This is a genomic window from Nocardia alni (assembly GCF_019038435.1).
GTDB lineage: Bacteria > Actinomycetota > Actinomycetes > Mycobacteriales > Mycobacteriaceae > Nocardia > Nocardia alni.
The window spans coordinates 15,704-34,099 of record NZ_JAGPOX010000109.1 but is presented as its reverse complement, the minus strand read 5'-3'; the positions used below and the strand labels follow the sequence as shown (position 1 = coordinate 34,099).

Here is an 18,396-nt window from a genome sequence, read left to right as displayed (position 1 = left end):
GGTCCGAGCAGGATCACGCCGCGGCGGCGTTGGACGGGTGGCGGGAGATCGCGCGGCGGCTGGCCGCCGAACAGCATCGATTCTATGTGCTCGACGAGTTCACCTACCCGCTGAAGTGGGGCTGGGTGGATGTGGGCGAGGTCGTGGAGACGCTGCGGACCCGTCCGGGCAACCAGCACGTGGTGATCACCGGAAGAGATGCACCGCAAGCGTTGATCGATGCCGCCGATCTGGTCACCGAGATGACCAAGACCAAGCATCCGATGGACGTCGGACGCAAGGGCCAGCGCGGTATCGAATGGTGAACCACCGCACACCGTTTCCGGGGGCGATCGGAGGTGCGGTGACAGTACCTGCGGTTGTCATCGCGGCACCGGCGTCCGGTAGCGGGAAAACCACTCTGGCAACGGGTTTGATCGGAGCGCTGCGGCGTGCCGGACATGTCGTCGCGCCGTTCAAGGTCGGGCCGGACTACATCGATCCGGGATACCACGGCTTGGCGGCGGGGCGTCCGGGCCGGAATCTGGACCCGGTGCTGGTGGGAGTGGATCGGGTATGCCCGCTGTACCTGCACGGCACACGCGGATGCGACCTCGCCGTGGTCGAAGGCGTGATGGGTCTGTTCGACGGCCGCATCGACGAGAACCAGGCCACACCCATCGCCGAGGGATCCACCGCACAGGTGGCCGCGCTGCTCGGCGCGCCCGTCGTGCTGGTGGTCGACGCGCGGGGGCACAGTCAGAGCCTGGCGGCCCTGTTGCACGGATTCGCCACCTATGACAGCGAGATCCGGCTCGGCGGAGTGATTCTCAACCGTGTCGGCAGCGAACGGCACGAGCAGGTATTACGTGCCGCGTGCGACCGGGTTGGGCTGCCGGTGCTGGGCGCGCTGCCGCGAATGGACGAATTGGTCGTTCCCTCACGGCATCTGGGCCTGATCCCGGCTGTCGAACACGGTGCTGCCGCGCGGGCGGCGGTCGATGCGATGACCGAACTCGTTGCGGCGCATGTGGATCTGGCGGGCATCGCGGGCTTGGCCGGCGCGCGGGTGACTGGGCCGATGTGGGATCCGGTCGAGGAGATCTTCTCTGCGCAGTCCGGTGCGTCGGTGCCGGAGGCGAATAGGGACTCGGCTCGGCAGATGTGGTCGCCGGGTGAAGCAGGACCGGCGGCGGGCGAGGACGGCGCAGCGGTCACGCTCGCACAGGGACGTGCGGCGACGCGGGCGGACCTCGGTGCGCACATCAGACCGGTGCACGAGGATCGACGCACAGCACCCGAACTCGTGATCGCGGTCGCGGGTGGCGCCGCATTCACGTTCGGATATGCCGAGCATCGCGAGTTGCTCGCGGTGGGCGCGCAGGTCGCGGTATTCGACCCGTTGTGTGACGAATTGCCCGTCGGCGCAGCCGGGCTGGTCCTACCGGGTGGGTTTCCGGAAGAGCATGCGGCCGATCTGTCGGCCAACATCCGGCTGCTGGATGCGGTCCGCGAGGCCGCGCGGGCCGGGATGCCGATCCACGCCGAATGCGCCGGTCTGCTGTACCTGACCCGTAGTCTCGATGGCCACCGGATGGCCGGAGTCCTCGACGCCACCGCCGAATTCGGCCCGCGCCTGACCCTCGGCTACCGAGATGCGGTGGCGCTGACCGATTCCCCGCTGTGGCCGGCCGGTACCCGCGTGCGCGGCCACGAATTCCATCGCACTCGCCTGACCGACGCCGGTTCCGGCAACCCGGCCTGGGCCTGGCGTGCGCCGAGCGGTGAGACCGTCCGCGAGGGCGCGCTGGTCAACCGCGTCCATGCCTCTTATTTGCACACCCACCCGGCCGGAAACCCTGCCGCGATAAGCCGATTCCTCGCCGCGGCCGCCGAGTTCGCCGCCATCCGTGCCGATGTGTGAGCGTAATTCCGCCTCGTCATCGTCCGCGCAAGGCTCTGCCGTAGCGCCGTCCGCGTGTTGTTCCCCGTTGCCTCGGCCTGCTCGTGGCCGGCGTCATATCCGTGTGACTACGGCTTTCCTTCTCGTAGAGTTGTGCGATCGTTCCGGAATCCGAGGGCCGGGACGCCCGGTGAAGGCGTGGTGCGGTGACGATCCGCCCGGGTGACTCGGGATATCCGAGGGCCGACGCTGGGACTGACTCGTCATCTCGGTCTGCCCTTGGCCGGGAGCAGCAGCCAGATCCGGAAGCCGACACGGCATTGGTGGTCGGTGTAGGCCTTCGACCGGGAACTCCGATGCGGAGTATTGTTCGCGCAGTTCAGGAGATTATGGGGGACAGGAGGATTCGGCTGATCGCCACGGTCGATCGGCGCGCGGTCGAACTGGGATTCCAGCAGGCGGCGGACGAATTACAGGTTCCGATCGTGGCTTTCACGCCGGACGAACTCGCCGCTGTGGAGGTGCCGAATCCGGCCGAACGCACCGCCATCGCGCTCGCCACTCCGAGTGTCGCCGAGGCCGCAGCTCTGCTGGCGTGCGAATCGGTTTGTGGGGGAGGGCATCTCGTAATCACCAAGACGGTGATCGAGGGCGTCACGATTGCCGCGGCGACGCGCGATTGCTGAGTGTCACTCCCGCCAGGACTCCAGTACACGATCCAACGTCTCCCGAATCGCCGTCCGCGCGTCCCGGCGCGGCACACCGTCCATGAGCAGCCGGTCGTAGTCGGTATCGAGGTGCCGGACCGATGCGACGACGGCCAGTGTCACCGCCTCCCGATCGAGCACCTTCGCCGCCGCGCTGCGTCCCACGCGCCCGCTGCCGCGAACGGCGGCATGTTCGGCGATCTCGGTGGCCCTCTCTTCCGGACAGCGGGGGAACAACCGCAGGATCTCCGCCGCCATCCGCACCCGGAACTCGTCATCCTGCGTGGCGCGGCGCACGGTGTCGCGCTCGCGGCGGCGCAACCGCACCTCCTCGTCGGCGAGGCACTGCTCCTCCGCCCGGGCCAGCGCCTGCTCCTCGACCAGGATGCCCTTGCGCTCATAGCGTTTGCGCCGCGTATTGAGCCGGACCACGATCGCGGCGAGGGTGCTCTCCTTCTTGGCCCGGCGGCTCAGCGCCGCGTCTCCGGCGGGCAAGAATTCGAGATGATCCAGATCGGCGCAGGTCAGGCACAGTGGGCCGGTATCGGACATGATGAGATACGGCCCGGTGTCCGAACATTCGGCACACGACCACTCCGATGTCGCCTCGACCACGACCAGATCGGGCGCCTTGTTCTGCCGCTGCACCAGTTGTGCTCGCCGGGCCGGGCTCAGATCCGGTGCGAGCCAATGAATCCGGAATACCGCGTCGTCGCCGTGCGCGACGAACTTCAACGGCGCGCGGTCACGGTTGCCCGCGATGTACGCGGTCTCGCTCGGCGTGAGCCCGCCCTCGCGCGCCCATCGACCCAGCAGATCCGCGGTGTCACGCAAGCGGGCCCCATCCACGGCGGCCAACTCCTCCAGCGTGGCCACCCGACCCTGCCGCCACTGATCGACCTGCGCCGATCGCAACCAGCCGAGCCCGACCGCGATGTCGACCACGGACACGTATTTACGCTGGGCCAGTGCCGCTTCGGCGGCCGTGACCACTCGACGCTGAAGCTTGGACACGGTCTTGAACGATAGAGGACGCGGATGACGAGAATTCGGCGGCCTCGCGCGGGCGGGTGGCGTACCCGCCCGCGCGGCCGTCGTCCATCGGTTCGCGCATGGGATGGTGCGTGGAGCATTACCGCAGGTGCGGGGACTATACGCAGGCGCCGGGGAATGGGAGCACCGTGATCACGGTGGACCCGGCGACCGGCTGCACACCGGCTGCGTCGTTGTAGAAGATGGCGCTGATGACGTGCTGACCGGCGCGATCGGGACTCCACAGAGCACTGGCGTTGCCGTTGTTTACCCGGGAGGTGCCGACGAGGTTGCCGCTCAGCCCGCTCAGGTGGCTGAAGAAGTCGACACTGCCGTTCGTCGCCGGGCTGCCGTCCGGATTACGCACCATGGCCCGCACGGTCTGCCGGCAGCCGACCGCGTCGGTATTGACCGCGGCCATGGCCGACCCCGTCATCGACAGCGAGATGTTCGACTCGGCCGCCGCGCCCGCGTGCGGCGTCAGCAGGGCCGGCGCCGTCACCGTTGCCGCCGCGAGCACGGCGCCGGCCGCGACACGCGAGATCATTGATCCACTCATGGAGCTTCGCCTTTCGCTGTGCCGTCCCGAACCTTCGGGTTCGGGCTGTAATCGCTGGCAGGCTACCCGAGACAGGGGTTACAGCGGTGCAGGCGCGGCGGCCGGTGACGGATCAGGGTGCGACCGAGGTCCAGTCGGCGAAGCCGGTCGGGTCGTGGCGGCCCAGGCTGGCATGTTCGAACAGGCCCCAGCCCTCGGCGTCCCCGCAGCGGGCCTGGGCGACATGGTCGATGACGCCCCATGGGATGCGCGCTGCCACAGCGGGATCGGTGAGGTCGTAGCTACTCGAAGAGGACCAATCGGGCCCTTTCCAGGTGCCGTGCTGCCAGTCCGGGTCGCCGCCGTACCCGCAGCCGATATGCAACGGCATATTGGTGTGCGGGCGGATCTCGACCTCGAGCGGTTTACCGTCCGGCGCGGTCAGCTCCAGCCGTGCGGAGACGGGAATGCGTGTGCCCGAACGGTATTCGAAGTGCACACGCGGCCAGCCGAGCTGTTCGACGCGCCCGTCGGCCCAGATTCGGGTGGCATCGTTGAGGGTGCGGAACCCGTCCGGATTCTCCTGCACGATCACGACGATCGCGAATTCCTCGAAGCGCAGCGGCACGTAGAGCCACCAGAATCCGCCGGATCCCGCCTCGGCCGCGCGGCCTCCCGGTTCGCTCTCGCCCACCGGGCGAATGCCCCAGGAGCGGTCCCGGGTGCCGGTCCACACCCGCGGATCCACGGTGATGTCCTCGCCGTCCAGGTGCAGTGTGCCCTCCCACGAACCGACCTGGGCGAACCGGGAGGCGTCGATGATCGGGCGGTTACCCGTCAGGATCACGTGCGGCTGCTCCTGGACAGCGCGGAAGGCGCCGTTCCAGGTGAGGTCGAAGCCCAGATCCTCATGCTCGCAAACGATTCGGACACGCTGCAGGGGCTCGAGCACCTCCACGTGATAGCCGCCGACCCGCTGCTCCAGGCTCCGCTCGGCCAGGGCGTCGGAAAAGCGCACGGACCGTACGGTATCGCCGCGTCGCACAGCCGCATAGGCGTCGACGACGCCGAGATTCGGGTACACGCCCATTCCGGTCACCAGGAAGGTGCCGCCCGCGCGGTCGTGTGCGTTGAAATAGCTGCGGTCGTAGAAGTTCCGATCGCTGGTGCCGACGCGGGCCAGCGACAGCGGGGTCTGGTGAATCGGGTATTCGTCCAGCGGGACAGGGGCCGGGCGCATGGGGTCAACCATTGTCTCTCAATCCCATTCGTAGGTGCCGTCGAGCAGTGCCTCGAGGCTCGCGCGGTGCATGACGTAATCGTCGCGATCGGGGGTGTCGGTGTCCTCGCCGAAATGGATCATCCGGCGCTTGATCCGGGCCATCACCACACCGTGCCGCAGCGCGGCGTAGACGATGTGGAAGTCCATGTCCCGCAGGCGGTATCCGCTGACCTTCTCGTACTGTTCGACCACGTCGTCGCGGCGCAGGAAATCGGGCAGGCCGGGCTGGTCGAACCGGGTCGCGATGTCCTGGAAGAAGCGGTGGATGAAGATCACCCAGGCCACGTCGAGTTCACGCGGCCCGAGCGCGGCCATCTCCCAGTCCAGCACCGCGACCGGGTCGAACTCGCGGAAGATGATATTGCCCGGGCGCGAGTCGCCCCAGCTGAGCACGTCCGACCCCGGATCGGCGGGCCAGTGCTCTTCCAGCCAGTCGAAGGTTCGCTCCAGCAAGGGAATTCGGTAGTCGTCGTCGGCGAGGGCCCAGTCGTACCAGCGGCGGGTGGCATCGACATGGCGGCGCAGGGACGAGTCCGCCGCATCCGGCCCGGCGAACATCGGGAATTTCGCGGCGGGATCGGGGATGGCGTGAACCCGCGCGATGATATCGATGGTGTTGCGGGTTATCAGCGTTCGCTGTTCCACGGTGGAGTCGAACAGCCAGCCGAGGAAGACGTACGGCGGATTGTCTTCGGGTACCCGGCCTTCCGCCTTGCGCATGATGAAGAACGGTGCGCCGAGCACCGATTCGTCCGGCTCGTACCAGCACAGCTGCGGCACCGGTATGTCGGTGTGCTCGGCGACGCCCGCCATGACGGCGTATTGCGCTGCCAGATCATACTTTTCGAATACCGGGAAGGAATCGTCCTCGGGCGCCATCCGGGCGACGTACGAGCCGCCGTCCGTTTTGCCGCCGGCCTGCCAGGACGCATCGAACAGCACCGAGGAACTGGACATGCCCCCGGTCTGCGGGCGGGCGAGGTTGCTGATCGCCGGATCGCCGTCGCTGCCGACGGTGTTGCCCAGCCATCGGGTCAGGCGCTCGGCGATATCGCCCAGGTCGCGGGTGCTGGTGGTCAGCTGGTGACGTTGTCCGGGATCTTGTTCGGAATCGTCCGACATGTTCGGGCCTCCCTGCGCAGATGGTAATGCGTGCGCCCCGGCCTGTGGGCGCTGGCGTGTACCGGGCGAATGTAACGTGTTCTACCTTGCCTAGGTGCGGAATCGAGGACGATTTCGGTGGAATCTACTCAGCGGGACCGGGGATTGCGGCAGGGAGCGGCCGAGTGTTGCGGATCCGCCGAATTGTCGGTGCGGGGGTGTATCAAGGTTGCGGGGGCGCGGGATTACCGGAGTTCCCGGTGCGGTCGGTTGTGTTGCGTAGGCGGTTGTCGGCTTCATTCGAGAGGGGACGCGCGTGAGCGGAATGCAGGAGAGCCAGCGATGGGTACGGTGCGCCGCGCGTGCGGCCGGGCCCAGCCTCGGCGGGGGGGAGGTATGAGCGAGCGGCCGATGGACGCAGCTGAGCCGTCGCCCATTCCGGAGTGGTGCGAGAGCACGCGCGGGTCGGCAATGGGCGCATCCGCGAACGTGATCATGCCGGAGCCGAGCGCGAGCGGAGCCGAAGCATGAGCGCGGTGGCGACTACGGACTATCCGCTGCGGGAGCGGGAATCGGGTGGGGCGGAGCAGCCGAGATGGAATCCGTTGACGCGGACCGTATTCCGCTTCTGCGTGGTCTACTCCGTGCTGTTCTGCCTGACGACCACACAGATACCGTTCGCGTACTCAGGCTGGTTCAGCCTGTCGTTACAGGGTGTGGCGATATCGGTCGATCGGTTCTACGAGCCGGTGCTGCGGTGGGTGGGGCGCACGGTATTCGACGTGCGGGTGGAGGCGATCCCGAGCGGCAGCGGCGACCAGACGATCGACTGGGTGCGGTTGTTCTGTGTCCTGGTGATCGCGGTGGTCGCGGCAGCGGTGTGGTCGGTATTGGATCGGCGGCGCACCGAATATCGCACCGTCGCCGGGTGGTTCCTGGTGTTCGCGCGGCTGTGCCTGGGCGGGCAGATGCTGACGTACGGCTTCGTCAAGCTGATCCCGACCCAGATGCCCCGGCCGCGCCTGTCCACCCTGATCGAGCCCTACGGCAATTTCAGGCCGATGGGAGTGCTGTGGAATCAGGTCGGATCCTCGCAGCCGTACGAGATACTGCTCGGGCTGGCCGAGGTGTCGGCGGGTGTGCTGCTGTTCATTCCGCGGACCGCGCTGGTTGGCGCGATGCTGAGCCTGGTGGATATGGCGCAGGTCTTCGTGCTGAACATGACCTTCGACGTTCCGGTCAAGATCCTGTCCGGTCATCTGCTGCTCCTGAGCATGGTCCTGCTCGCCCCCGAGGCCCGCCGACTGTGCGACATGCTGCTGGGCCGTGCCACCGGGCCCGCGACCTCCCCGTACCCGTTCCACGCGTCCAGCGCCCGGCGCATCGCGGCGCTGGTCCACGTGCTGCTCGGCATCTGGGTGGCGGCCGGTTTACTACACGCCCAGTGGCTGACCTGGCATCTGATCGGTGAAGGCCGCCCGAAGCCGCCCCTGTACGGCATCTGGTCGGTCACCGATTTCACCCGCGACGGCCAGCGGCTACCACCACTGCTCACCGACCAGAACCGTTGGCGCAGAGTCGTTGTCGACTATCCCGGCACGTTCACCTACCAGCGCATGGACGATACGCTGGTCACCGTCGAGGCAAAGGACGATCCGCAGACCCATCGAATGGTTCTGCGCACCGCCACCCCACAACCCGCACCCCTCGGCATCCTGACCTTCCAGCAACCTGCCCCCGACAAGGCCCTGTTGACCGGTGAACTCGAGGGCCACCAGGTGACGATCTCGCTCGACCGCGTAGACCCGGACCGATTACCCTTGCGCAGCACCGGATTCCACTGGCTACAGGACCGGCCCAATCCATAGCCGAGTAGGTCCGGTGGCTGCGGCAAGGCTCAAGGCGTCTCCGGAATGCCGATCTGTGAGCTCATTTCCTGGGTGAACACGACCATGACGTCGTCGCTGCCGAGTTGGAAGTTCGTTGACGATCCTTGGTTGTGCGAGATCCCTGCCGCAATCCAGACCACGCCCTTTCGGAAGCCGAGTCGGATTGCCAATGGCGTTGGGATAGCGGTGTCGGGATAATGGCGCCAGCAGATATCGGCAGCGATGATCTTCTTACCGATCAGCCCGGTCCAGCGGTGGTGGTCGGATACCGGCACCGCGACGACGGTCCCGCCGAGGAACTCGTCCATCGGCTTCGGAAAAATCTCGATGCCGAAGTCGTTGAAGGTGTCGTTCCAGATCGCCGAGTATCGCCGACCCGCGGAGGTGATCAGCTCGACGCCCATCGTCGGCTCGTGCCAGTCGCCGAAATCCCACTCTTCGGCCAGCGCGGCATCCTCAATTGCGGAAAACGTGTAATACACGACGGCGGTGAGGCACTGACCACGTAGCTCGGCTACGAGAGCTTCGAGCTTTTTCCGGGGATCGGGCGTCGACGGCGGCACGACATGATTGTCGCGCTCCACCCGTGGCAGGGGCGAGATGTTACTTCGCGATCGCGCCGATCTGGTTGGTCCAGTGGGGGTTCGAGCGGTAGAACTCGCCTGAGCCGGGGGTGAAGGCGGCGCGGGCGGCCGGGTCGTTCCGGAGTTGGGCGAGGAGCCAGGCGGTGGGGTAGCCGAGGTAGCCGTAGACGCCCGACGTGCACGGGAACGATGCGTTCGCGCAGTCGGGCCGGCCCTGTACGTCGTTGTGGTTGGGGCCTACCAGGGTGCCCCACGCCTTGGTCACCCCGGCGGGGGTGGCGTCGTAGAACTGTTGGATCGATTGCAGTCCGGGTGGGCTCACCGGTGACGGATCGGACGGGGAGATGAGGGTATCGGCGGACCCGTTCACGTAGAAGATCGATCCGCCGTGAATCTCGTTGACCTGGGCGCAGCCGCCCGGGGTGAAGCACAGTGCCTGGATGGGCAGCTCGATCGGGACAGCGGTCTTGATCAATCCGCCCGATCGGGCGAGTGCGTTGAGCGAACCGGTCGCTCCCTGAGAATGCCCTACCGCGCCGATCGCGGCGGTGTCGAGCCGATTATGGAAGATGCTGGACGGATCGGTCGCACGCTGGATGAGATACCGTGCGGCGCCGATGATGTCCTCGCCGGTGCCGGTGCTCTGGTTCTCCGTCGCGACCACCACGAAGCCCCAGGACGCCAGGTGTCGCAGCAGGTAGTCGTACTGCCGGGGCACCGCGGCGGTGCCGTCACCCCAGGTGAGGATCGGATGGCGGGTGTTGCCCAGATCGGTGGGATACCAGATGTCGTACTTCGCGCCGGTGCTGTCACAGCAGCCGAAGCCGAACTGGGAGGTCACCGCGTACGGGCCGGGCTGGGTGTACTCGGCCTCGATCGACCCCGCCGGATGGTAGGGCGTGTCGGCATTCGCGAAGGCAGCCGGTGCCATCGCACAGAGGAGCGAGGCGAGCACCGCGACCAGTTGAACCGTGAACCTCCGCATGCCCGGCAGCATAGAGTGATAGCCCTCCATTCGCCCTCTGGTGTGCAGTTCAGAGTGTCGGCTCGGTTCCCGGCGGGGCGCAGGGAGGGTATGCGCGGAGGTGGTTGTCACAGCCTCCGGCGTGGCCCGTAGGCTCGAAACCTGTGCCGAACACGCAAAATGACCAGCAACCGGGTGACCCGAATTATCTGGTCGGGATCGATCTCGCAGGTCACCGTGTCGTCGTGGTGGGCGGAGGCACGGTCGCCCAGCGGCGGCTGGGGCTGCTCATCGCCTCCGGCGCCGACGTCCACGTGATCAGCCGGGTTGTCACACCGGCCGTCGAGGCGATGGCCACCTCCGGGCAGATCGGCCTCATCCTGCGCGACTACGCCGACGGCGACCTCGACGGAGCCTGGTACGCCATGGCCTGCACCGACGAGCCCGATACCAATGCCGCCGTCGTGGCCGAGGCCACCCGCCGCCGCATCTTCTGCGTGCGCGCCGACAACGCCCGCCTGGGCACGGCGGTCACCCCCGCTACCGCGCGGTACGACGGGATGACCCTCGGTGTGCTGGCCGGGGGCCGCCACCGCCGCTCGGCCGCCGTGCGCAACGCGCTCCTGGAGGCGTTGCAGTCGGGCGTGGTCACCGACGATTCCGCGCCCGCGACGCCCGGTGTCGCACTGGTCGGCGGTGGGCCCGGCGACCCGGATCTGATCACCGTGCGTGGGCGGCGGCTGCTGGCCCGCGCGAATCTCGTTGTGGCCGATCGGCTCGCACCGCCGGAACTGCTCGCCGAACTATCACCCGACGTGGAGGTCGTGGATGCGGCCAAGATCCCCTACGGTCGCGCGATGGCGCAGGAGGCCATCAATAGCGCGCTGATCGAGGGCGCGAAGGCGGGCAAATTCGTGGTGCGCCTCAAGGGTGGCGACCCCTACGTCTTCGGTCGGGGTTACGAGGAGCTCGAGGCGTGCGTCGCCGCGGGTGTGCCGGTCACCGTGGTGCCCGGCGTGACCAGTGCCATCTCGGTACCGGCGCTGGCCGGCATCCCGGTCACGCATCGCGGGGTCACCCATGAATTCGTGGTGGTCAGCGGGCATGTCGCACCCGATCACCCGGACTCGCTGGTGGATTGGCCCGCGCTGGCCCGGCTGCGCGGCACCCTGGTCCTGCTGATGGCCGTCGAACGGGTCGACAAGTTCGCCGCGGCACTGCTGGACGGCGGCCGCGCTGCGGACACGCCGGTCACCGTGATCCAGGAGGGCAGCCTGCGCACCGAGCGCGTGCTGCGCGCCGACCTGTCCACCGTCGCCGAACGCGTTCGCGCCGAAGGGATTCGCCCGCCCGCGATCGTCGTCATCGGCCCGACCGCCGGCTTCGACCAGAACGTGACGCGGAGTACCGAGTCCGCGTCGTCGACCTCGCGCTGAACTCGGACCGCCGCACGTGCCGCGCGGGTCCGATACGAGGTGTTCGCGGTCCGGTCCGGCTCGGCGTCGACTCGAAGGCCGCCCGTACGTTTCATACGAACGCAACGACCATGTGCGCCGAATCATAGGTCCGGTCGCTACCTCGTTCAGGGCGCTGCGAGCCCTCGTGCCCAGCCAGTTCGGACCGGGGTCGGGCACATGTGACGGTGGCCCCGGGTGGTACAAGAAACAGGTGCGTTCGTGATACTCACAGGATCGGTTACAGTGGCTGACTGTGCCCGATAACCCTGCTGTGACGATGGACTATCCAATGACGACGCGGGCTTTCGGATTGCCGATTCTGGTGCTCAGCGGGCTGAATCTGATGGTGGTGCTGGACGGCAGCATCGTCATACTCGCGCTCCCGCGGTTGCAGGAGCAGATGGGGCTTTCGAGTTCGGGCAGCGCTTGGACGGTGACCGCGTATGGTCTGACCTTCGCGGGGCTGATGCTGCTCGGTGGGCGGATCGGCGATATGTACGGGCGCAAGAACATGCTGATCCTCGGCGTCTCGCTGTTCACGCTCGCCTCCATGGTGTGCGGGCTGGCGCAGGGCGAGGCGATGCTGATCAGCGCGCGCGCGGTACAGGGTGCGGGTGCGGCGCTCGCGGCGCCATCGGCGATGGCGCTGGTGGTCAGCACGTACGCGCCGGGGCGGGTGCGCAACCAGGCCATCGCGATCTTCGGTTCGATGGTCGCCGTCGGATCGGTCGGCGGGCTGGTCATCGGCGGTGCGCTGACCCAGCTGGACTGGCGGCTGATCTTCTGGATCAATGTGCCCATCGGCGCGCTGATCGTGCTCGGTGCGGTCTACAAACTGCACGGCTCCGCGCATCACCGACTGCCCTTGGACGTGCGCGGTACGGTGCTGGGCACGCTCGCCTGTGCCTGCCTGGTGTTCGGTGCGACCGAGGGGCCCGAAATGGGCTGGGGCTCATGGTTCATCATCGGTTCGCTGGTCGCGGGACTGGTATTGCTGGTGGTGTTCGTGCTGGCCGAGCGGTTGGCCGAGAATCCCGTGCTGCCGTTGACGCTGTTCCATGATCCGCAGCGCGCCGCGATTTTCGCGGCTCTGCTGCTGGGGTCGGGAGTGCTCGGCGCGATGACCTACTTCGTCGCGCAGTTCCTGCAGAACATCATCGGTTTCAGCCCGCTGGTGGCGGGTGTGGCGTCGATTCCGTTCACCCTCGGCGCGGGGGTGGGCAGCGGTGTGGCCAGCCAGGCCGTCACGAAGGTCAAGCCGCGATGGCTGTACGCCGCCTCCGGGGTGCTGTTGGGTGCGGCCGGGCTGTACGGCGCGACGTTGGACAGCAGCGCGCACTATTTCCCGACGCTGCTGGCGTTGCTGGTGGTCGCCGGAGTGGGCGTGGGCATCGTGATCGTCGTCGCGCCGCTGTGCCTGCTGGTCGGGGTGCCGGTGTCGGATGTGGGGCCGCTGTCGGCGATCGGGCAGATGCTGTTCAACCTCGGGACCCCGCTCGCGGTGGGAATTCTCAGTCCGGTCGCGGCCTCGCGCACGCTGGCGATGGGTGGTCGCACCGGGCGCGCGGCGAATATGACGCCGCACGAGATCACGGCGCTCAGCAGTGGATACACGCTGGTGTTGTTCCTGTGCGGGATCGGCGCGATCGCCGTCGGGCTGTTCGGTCTCATCCTGCGGTACACCCCCGAGCAGCTCGCTGAGGCGCAGGACGCGGAGAAGGAATCGCAGCAGTCCTGAGTTCACCGATCGCGCCAAAGGCCGTGTCGGCCGGAATTTCGGATGCTCGGAAGGGTGCGTGCGGTCTGCACGGGGTGCGTATTCCGGTAAGGGGTGCGTTTGCGGGTTCTAGCTGGGATTATTCGTGATTCGGGGCTAGCGTGGGGTGCATCGGGGGTTGCAGGGAGGCTCCCGCTGGGGCATCAGGAGGGGATCATGGTCACAGAGTTGGTCGACGGGATTCGAGCGATATCCCGAGGGTGGACCTCCGCGCAGGTCGGCGAGGTGGAGGTGCCGTACGACTGGGAGCTGATCGAGGGTCGGCTCATCGTGCGAGGGCGAATCGACCAGTGGCACAGGAGCATTCGAAAGTCGATCGCGGCGAGTCTGGGGCAGCCGCTGCGGGCGCCCTATGCGGTGGTCACCGATCGATGTCTGTACCTGGACGAACTCGACGTCGTTCGCCCGGATATCGCGGTCATCGACGAGGCGGAAGCAAATCTGTATGGTACGCAATGTCTCTCGGCCTCCGCGGCGGCGCTGGTCGTTGAGATCGTTTCCGCCGCTACGCTGAGCGACGACTGGTTCCGCAAACCGCGCCTCTACGCCGCCGCCGGAATCTCCAACTACTGGCGCGTGGAGCGCGGGCACGACGAGCGCCCCATCGTCTACCAGTACTGGCTCGACCACGAATCGGGTGAGTACGTTCCCGCACCCACCTTCGTTCACACCGAAACCCTGGCCACCACAGTGCCGTACCGCATTCGGATCGACCTGTCGGCCGCTCGCGCTCGCGCCTGCGCACCCTCCGATTCGGCGGCCCGGCGTACACACGGTCCGAGCGATGGTCTCCGGGCGATGAGGTCGCGACGGCGCTGCCCGCAGTGCTACGGATAGCCCAAGGCTTCTACTGCGGTATCTGCACTACGGCGATCGCCGGGGCGGACAGGCCGCCGAGGTAGAGGGTGCCGTTGTGTTCGACTACACCGGTGACCAGGGCGTAGTGGTCACCCTCTCGTTGCAGATCGTGGGTGAGGGCACCGTCGAACGAATATGCCTGGACCCAGGCGGTTCGGGCGGGCTTGGGCTGCAGCGAGGCGGGGATGGCCCACACGATGCTGCGCAGGAACCCGGGGAGCGGAAGGAGGATGTCCAGCAACGGATTACGAGGAGTGACCAGGGTGACCCAGACCAGGCCGTCGCTGCCAAGACCCATGTTGTCGGGGAATCCGGGCAGGTTCTCGACCAGGTAGTCGGTGGTTCCGGCGTGCGGGCCGGACAGATGGTATCGGGCGACGCGGTATGCGGCGGTCTCGGCGACCAGGACGCACGAGCGGTCGGGTGCGAGCACTACGCCATTTGCGAATTGCAGTCCGTCCACAAGGGTTTCGACCCGGCCGTCGGGTGTGCGGCGAAACAGGCGGCCGGTGCCGGAGTGCTCGTAGAAGTCACCCATGTAGTTGTCGAACCTGTAGCGCCGGGTGGAGGCGGAGAAGTAGATGGCGCCATCGGTGTCGGCGACCACGTTGCTGGCGAACGTGAGTCGCTCCCCGTCCACCTCGTCGACGAGCGTCTCCAACTGCCCGTGCGGCTTGTCCAACCGCAGCAGCCCGCGCTCGGAATCACAGATGAGCAGCGAACCGTCCGGCTCGGCGTGCAGCCCGAGCGGCCGACCTCCGGTGTGCGCGATCTGCTCGACCGCGCCGTCGCTCGGGTCGACCGCCAGGATCGGCCCGCCGCTGATCCCGGTGATGACCCGCCCATCGGCCGCCAGCACCACATCTTCGGGAACAGGACCGGGGAGTTCGAGCAGTCGGGGCACGGGCATCGGCGGCACACTGCGGGACTCCCGAGCGCGCGCGGGAGCCTTGGGAGGCGTCCAGCGCTGAGGCTGTAGCGGCATAGGCGAACCGTACCGCCGCCATCGCCCGCCGCGGCACGATTTGGCAGCACCCCCGCTGCTGCGTCGCGCTGGGGCCGACAATCCCGCCGCCGTCGCGACCGACTACGGGGCCCGGGCGGGGACGAAACTTCTCGGGGTCGACGGCAAGCGGCCTTGTGCAAGCCAGGTCGACGTCGGCGATACGACGGTCAGGTCAGACCCGAGGCGTGCACTCCTGCCGTCACCTCGGCGAAAGCAGGGATCCATAGGCGTCACGGGTGCGCGGCCGCGGTACGGCTGCACAAGTGTATGGATCCCTGCTTTCGCGGAGATGACGGAGTGTGTCGGGGGCTGGCCGAATCCCGTTGTACTCGGGGAGATCTCGGGCGGTTCGCGCACCGGAACGACATGCCGGCAGATGGTCGGCTCAGACCGTGTGCGCGTCGGCGACGGTCAGCGTCTCGTCGAGGATCGTCAACCCCTCCTTCGCCTCGGCCTCGCTGATCGTGCACGGCGGGACGATGTGCAGGCGGTTGAAGTTCACGTACAGCAGCAGACCCGCCGCGCGGGCGGCAGCGACCACCTCGTTCATGGCGGGGCTGGTGCCACCGTAGGGTGCGAGCGGTTCGCGGGTCCGGCGGTCGCGGACCAGTTCGAGGGCCCAGAACACGCCCAGGCCGCGCACCTCACCGATGCTCGGATGCCGCTGCGCCAGCTCGCGCAGTCCGGGGCCGAGCACCCGGGCGCCGATCTCGGCGGCGTTCTCGACGATCCCTTCCTCGCTCATCGCCGTGATGGTGGCCACCGCCGCCGCGGTCGCCAGCGGGTGGCCGGAGTAGGTCAGCCCGCCCGGAAAGGCGCGCTCGTCGAAGGTCGCGGCGATGTGCGGGGCGATGGCGACACCGCCCAGCGGCACATATCCGGAGTTGACACCCTTGGCGAAGGTGATCAGGTCCGGGACGACCGGACCATCGGCATGCTCGATGGCGAACCACTTTCCGGTGCGGCCGAAGCCGGACATCACCTCGTCGGCGATGAATACGATTCCGAACCGGTCACACAGCTCCCGCACGCCCGCCATATATCCGGGCGGCGGCACCATGATGCCCGGGGTACCCGGCACCGACTCGAGGATGATCGCCGCGATCGTGTCCGGCCCCTCGAAGGCAATGGTCTGGGCAAGGTGCTCCAGCGCTCGATCACATTCCTGCGCTTCGGTTTCCGCGTGGAACTGGGAGCGGTACAGGAACGGGCCGTGGAAGTGCACCACACCGTCGGCGCCGCGATCGTTGGGCCAGCGTCGCGGATCACCGGTCAGGTTGATCGCCAGGTCGGTCCCGCCGTGATACGAGCGGTACCGGGCCATCACCTTGTGCCGGCCGGTGTGCAGCCGCGCCATGCGCACCGCGTGCTCGTTGGCGTCCGCGCCGCCATTGGTGAAGAAGATGCGGTTCAGCTCGCCCGGCGTGCGCTCGGCGATCAATCGCGCCGCCTCCGACCGTGCCGCGTTCACGTGCGGGGGCGCGATCGTGCACAGCTTCGCGGCCTGATCCCGAATGGCCGCGACGACTTTCGGGTGCTGATGGCCGATATTGGTGTTCACCATCTGAGAGGAGAAGTCGAGCAACCGATTTCCCTCGCCGTCCCAGAGGTAGCAACCGTCGGCGGCGGTGACCGTCATGGGCGTGAGCTTCTTCTGTGCCGACCAGGAGTGGAATACATGCGCGCGGTCGAGTTCACAGGCGCGCTCGGCCTCGGCCCGCGCCTCCTCGACGCTCAGGCCATTGGGCAATGTGGTGCTGTCCGCCGTCATCGGATCGCCTTTCGTATCAGCTGTTCTGGGGGAAGCCGAGGTTCAGTCCGCCGTGGCTGGGATCGAGCCAGCGGGCGGTGATGGCCTTGGTGCGGGTGAAGAAGTGCACACCGTCCGTGCCGTGCGCATGGGAGTCGCCGAACAGCGACGCCTTCCAGCCGCCGAAGCTGTAGTAGGCCATGGGAACAGGGATCGGCACGTTGATGCCGACCATGCCGACCTCGACCTCGTTCTGGAAGCGCCGGGCCGCGCCGCCGTCGTTGGTGAAGATCGCGGTGCCGTTGCCGTAGGGGTTGTCGTTGATCAAAGCCAGTGCGTCGTCATATGTTTCGACGCGAACGACCGCGAGGACCGGACCGAAGATCTCGTCGGTGTAGACGCTCATCGATGGATCGACGTGATCCAGCAGCGTCGGGCCCAGCCAGAATCCGTCCTGGGCGCCGTCGGGTTGCACCGAGCGTCCGTCGAGAACCACTGTGGCGCCCTCGGATTCGCCCGCCGCGATATACCCGGCGACCTTGTCGCGGTGTGCCCGGGTGACCAGCGGGCCCATATCCGACTCGCGGGTGCCGTCACCGGTCTTGATCGTCGCCGCGCGCTGGTTGATCGCGGCGACCAGATCGTCGGCGATATTCCCGACGGCCACCACCACGCTGATCGCCATACAGCGCTCACCGGCCGAACCGAATCCGGCGTTCACTGCGGCATCGGCGGCCAGCCCCAGATCGGCGTCCGGCAGCACGACCATGTGGTTCTTGGCCCCGCCCAGGGCCTGCACCCGCTTCCCCGTGGCGGTGCCGCGCTGGTAGACGTACCGGGCGATGGGTGTGGACCCGACGAACGACACCGCCCGGATCCCGGGGTTGTCCAGCAGTTCGTCCACGGCGACCTTATCGCCCTGCACCACGTTGAACACCCCATCGGGCAGCCCCGCCTCGGTCCACAGCCGCGCCAGCCACAGTGCGGCCGAGGGATCCTTCTCGCTCGGCTTGAGCACGACCGTATTGCCCGCCGCGATCGCGACCGGGAAGAACCACATCGGCACCATCGCCGGGAAGTTGAACGGCGAGATGATCGCCACCGGCCCCAGGGGCTGGCGCACGGAGAACACATCGACCCGGGTCGAGGCGTTCTCGGTGAATCCACCCTTGAGCAGATGCGGTATCCCGCAGGCGAATTCGACGACCTCCAGGCCGCGCGTCACCTCGCCCAGCGCGTCCGGGAGCACCTTGCCGTGCTCGGCGGTGATGATCGCGGCCAACTCGTGCTTGCGCTCGTTGAGCAGTTCGCGGAAACGGAACAGCACCTGGGTGCGCCGGGTGAGCGAGGCGTCCCGCCAGCTCGGGAACGCCGCCACGGCCGCGTCCACCGCCACCCGTGCATCGGCCGCGTCGGCAAGCGTGAGCGTGCCGCTGACCTGCCCGGTGGCCGGGTTGGTGACCGGCGAGGTCGCCTCGCTGGTACCGGCGAACGATTTGCCGTCGACCCAATGCGCGATGGTCTGCATTTCACTCCTCGATGGAACGGACCTGTCACCTCCTACTCTGG

16 protein-coding genes are annotated in these 18,396 nt (G+C 67.5%); 7 read left to right on the top strand and 9 right to left on the bottom strand.

All coding sequences use genetic code 11. The features are described from left to right. The 3 genes from JZ791_RS31900 to JZ791_RS31890 form a co-directional block, all read left to right on the top strand. Positions 1 to 305: cob(I)yrinic acid a,c-diamide adenosyltransferase (locus JZ791_RS31900; RefSeq protein WP_216899511.1), on the top strand; the 305-nt coding region annotated here is incomplete at its 5' end. After that, entirely contained in the window at positions 299 to 1,903 is a 1,605-nt protein-coding gene (locus JZ791_RS31895) for a cobyrinic acid a,c-diamide synthase CobB (protein ID WP_216899509.1), read from the top strand. The genes JZ791_RS31900 and JZ791_RS31895, both read left to right, overlap by 7 nt. Positions 1,904 to 2,088: 185 nt before the next feature. Then, the gene (locus JZ791_RS31890) at positions 2,089 to 2,568 is read left to right on the top strand and encodes a cobalamin biosynthesis protein (protein WP_438804578.1); all 480 of its coding nucleotides are present in this window, start codon (positions 2,089 to 2,091) and stop codon (positions 2,566 to 2,568) included. Between the two features lie 3 nt (positions 2,569 to 2,571). Here JZ791_RS31890 and JZ791_RS31885 read toward each other — a convergent pair whose 3' ends face one another. The 4 genes from JZ791_RS31885 to JZ791_RS31870 form a co-directional block, all read right to left on the bottom strand. Further along, positions 2,572 to 3,603, bottom strand: a complete 1,032-nt coding sequence (locus tag JZ791_RS31885) for a DUF2293 domain-containing protein (protein WP_308163193.1) — start codon at positions 3,601 to 3,603, stop codon at positions 2,572 to 2,574. Positions 3,604 to 3,739: 136 nt separating this feature from the next. Beyond that, the gene (locus tag JZ791_RS31880) at positions 3,740 to 4,180 is read right to left on the bottom strand and encodes a hypothetical protein (RefSeq protein WP_216899506.1); all 441 of its coding nucleotides are present in this window, start codon (positions 4,178 to 4,180) and stop codon (positions 3,740 to 3,742) included. A 112-nt stretch (positions 4,181 to 4,292) separates the two neighbouring features. Beyond that, a complete protein-coding gene (locus JZ791_RS31875) occupies positions 4,293 to 5,411 on the bottom strand; it encodes an Rv3169 family protein (RefSeq protein ID WP_254206684.1) in 1,119 nt (372 codons plus the stop codon). Positions 5,412 to 5,417: 6 nt separating this feature from the next. Beyond that, positions 5,418 to 6,563: a phosphotransferase family protein gene (locus JZ791_RS31870; RefSeq protein ID WP_216899504.1), complete on the bottom strand. Its 1,146-nt coding sequence runs from the start codon at positions 6,561 to 6,563 to the stop codon at positions 5,418 to 5,420. Positions 6,564 to 7,069: 506 nt separating this feature from the next. On the opposite strand from JZ791_RS31870, the gene JZ791_RS31865 reads away from it, so the two are divergent. After that, a complete protein-coding gene (locus JZ791_RS31865; RefSeq protein WP_254206683.1) occupies positions 7,070 to 8,410 on the top strand; it encodes a DoxX family protein in 1,341 nt (446 codons plus the stop codon). Positions 8,411 to 8,439: 29 nt separating this feature from the next. Here the strand turns inward: JZ791_RS31865 and JZ791_RS31860 are convergent, their stop codons facing one another. Then, entirely contained in the window at positions 8,440 to 9,015 is a 576-nt protein-coding gene (locus JZ791_RS31860) for a hypothetical protein (protein WP_216899502.1), read from the bottom strand. Positions 9,016 to 9,034: 19 nt separating this feature from the next. After that, positions 9,035 to 10,000: a poly(ethylene terephthalate) hydrolase family protein gene (locus JZ791_RS31855; RefSeq protein ID WP_216899500.1), complete on the bottom strand. Its 966-nt coding sequence runs from the start codon at positions 9,998 to 10,000 to the stop codon at positions 9,035 to 9,037. Positions 10,001 to 10,143: 143 nt separating this feature from the next. Between JZ791_RS31855 and cobA the strand changes: the two genes are divergently transcribed. From cobA to JZ791_RS31840, 3 genes are all read left to right on the top strand, one after another. Further along, on the top strand, positions 10,144 to 11,415 hold the full coding sequence (gene cobA / locus JZ791_RS31850; protein ID WP_216899499.1) for a uroporphyrinogen-III C-methyltransferase: 1,272 nt from the start codon (positions 10,144 to 10,146) through the stop codon (positions 11,413 to 11,415). Between the two features lie 310 nt (positions 11,416 to 11,725). Further along, positions 11,726 to 13,174 (top strand): MFS transporter, encoded by a 1,449-nt coding sequence (locus JZ791_RS31845; RefSeq protein ID WP_254206682.1) that lies wholly within the window; start codon positions 11,726 to 11,728, stop codon positions 13,172 to 13,174. Positions 13,175 to 13,369: 195 nt separating this feature from the next. Further along, positions 13,370 to 14,050: a Uma2 family endonuclease gene (locus tag JZ791_RS31840; protein ID WP_216899497.1), complete on the top strand. Its 681-nt coding sequence runs from the start codon at positions 13,370 to 13,372 to the stop codon at positions 14,048 to 14,050. A gap of 10 nt (positions 14,051 to 14,060) precedes the next feature. On the opposite strand, the gene JZ791_RS31835 is transcribed toward JZ791_RS31840, so the two are convergent. The 3 genes from JZ791_RS31835 to JZ791_RS31825 form a co-directional block, all read right to left on the bottom strand. Next, positions 14,061 to 15,056, bottom strand: a complete 996-nt coding sequence (locus JZ791_RS31835; protein WP_254206681.1) for an SMP-30/gluconolactonase/LRE family protein — start codon at positions 15,054 to 15,056, stop codon at positions 14,061 to 14,063. Between the two features lie 406 nt (positions 15,057 to 15,462). Beyond that, positions 15,463 to 16,848, bottom strand: coding sequence for an aspartate aminotransferase family protein (locus JZ791_RS31830; protein WP_216899495.1), 1,386 nt, complete (start codon positions 16,846 to 16,848; stop codon positions 15,463 to 15,465). A gap of 16 nt (positions 16,849 to 16,864) precedes the next feature. After that, the gene (locus tag JZ791_RS31825) at positions 16,865 to 18,355 is read right to left on the bottom strand and encodes a CoA-acylating methylmalonate-semialdehyde dehydrogenase (RefSeq protein WP_216899494.1); all 1,491 of its coding nucleotides are present in this window, start codon (positions 18,353 to 18,355) and stop codon (positions 16,865 to 16,867) included. Positions 18,356 to 18,396 lie beyond the last annotated feature (41 nt).

Excerpts from the sequence above, each read along its gene's own strand:
- JZ791_RS31895 (WP_216899509.1), top strand. The coding sequence starts at position 299 with ATGGTGAACCACCGCACACCGTTTCCGGGGGCGATCGGAGGTGCGGTG.
- JZ791_RS31880 (WP_216899506.1), bottom strand. The coding sequence starts at position 4,180 with ATGAGTGGATCAATGATCTCGCGTGTCGCGGCCGGCGCCGTGCTCGCG.
- JZ791_RS31875 (WP_254206684.1), bottom strand. The coding sequence starts at position 5,411 with ATGGTTGACCCCATGCGCCCGGCCCCTGTCCCGCTGGACGAATACCCG.
- JZ791_RS31870 (WP_216899504.1), bottom strand. The coding sequence starts at position 6,563 with ATGTCGGACGATTCCGAACAAGATCCCGGACAACGTCACCAGCTGACC.
- JZ791_RS31865 (WP_254206683.1), top strand. The coding sequence starts at position 7,070 with ATGAGCGCGGTGGCGACTACGGACTATCCGCTGCGGGAGCGGGAATCG.
- JZ791_RS31855 (WP_216899500.1), bottom strand. The coding sequence starts at position 10,000 with ATGCGGAGGTTCACGGTTCAACTGGTCGCGGTGCTCGCCTCGCTCCTC.
- JZ791_RS31845 (WP_254206682.1), top strand. The coding sequence starts at position 11,726 with ATGACGACGCGGGCTTTCGGATTGCCGATTCTGGTGCTCAGCGGGCTG.
- JZ791_RS31840 (WP_216899497.1), top strand. The coding sequence starts at position 13,370 with ATGGTCACAGAGTTGGTCGACGGGATTCGAGCGATATCCCGAGGGTGG.
- JZ791_RS31835 (WP_254206681.1), bottom strand. The coding sequence starts at position 15,056 with ATGCCGCTACAGCCTCAGCGCTGGACGCCTCCCAAGGCTCCCGCGCGC.
- JZ791_RS31830 (WP_216899495.1), bottom strand. The coding sequence starts at position 16,848 with ATGACGGCGGACAGCACCACATTGCCCAATGGCCTGAGCGTCGAGGAG.
- JZ791_RS31825 (WP_216899494.1), bottom strand. The coding sequence starts at position 18,355 with ATGCAGACCATCGCGCATTGGGTCGACGGCAAATCGTTCGCCGGTACC.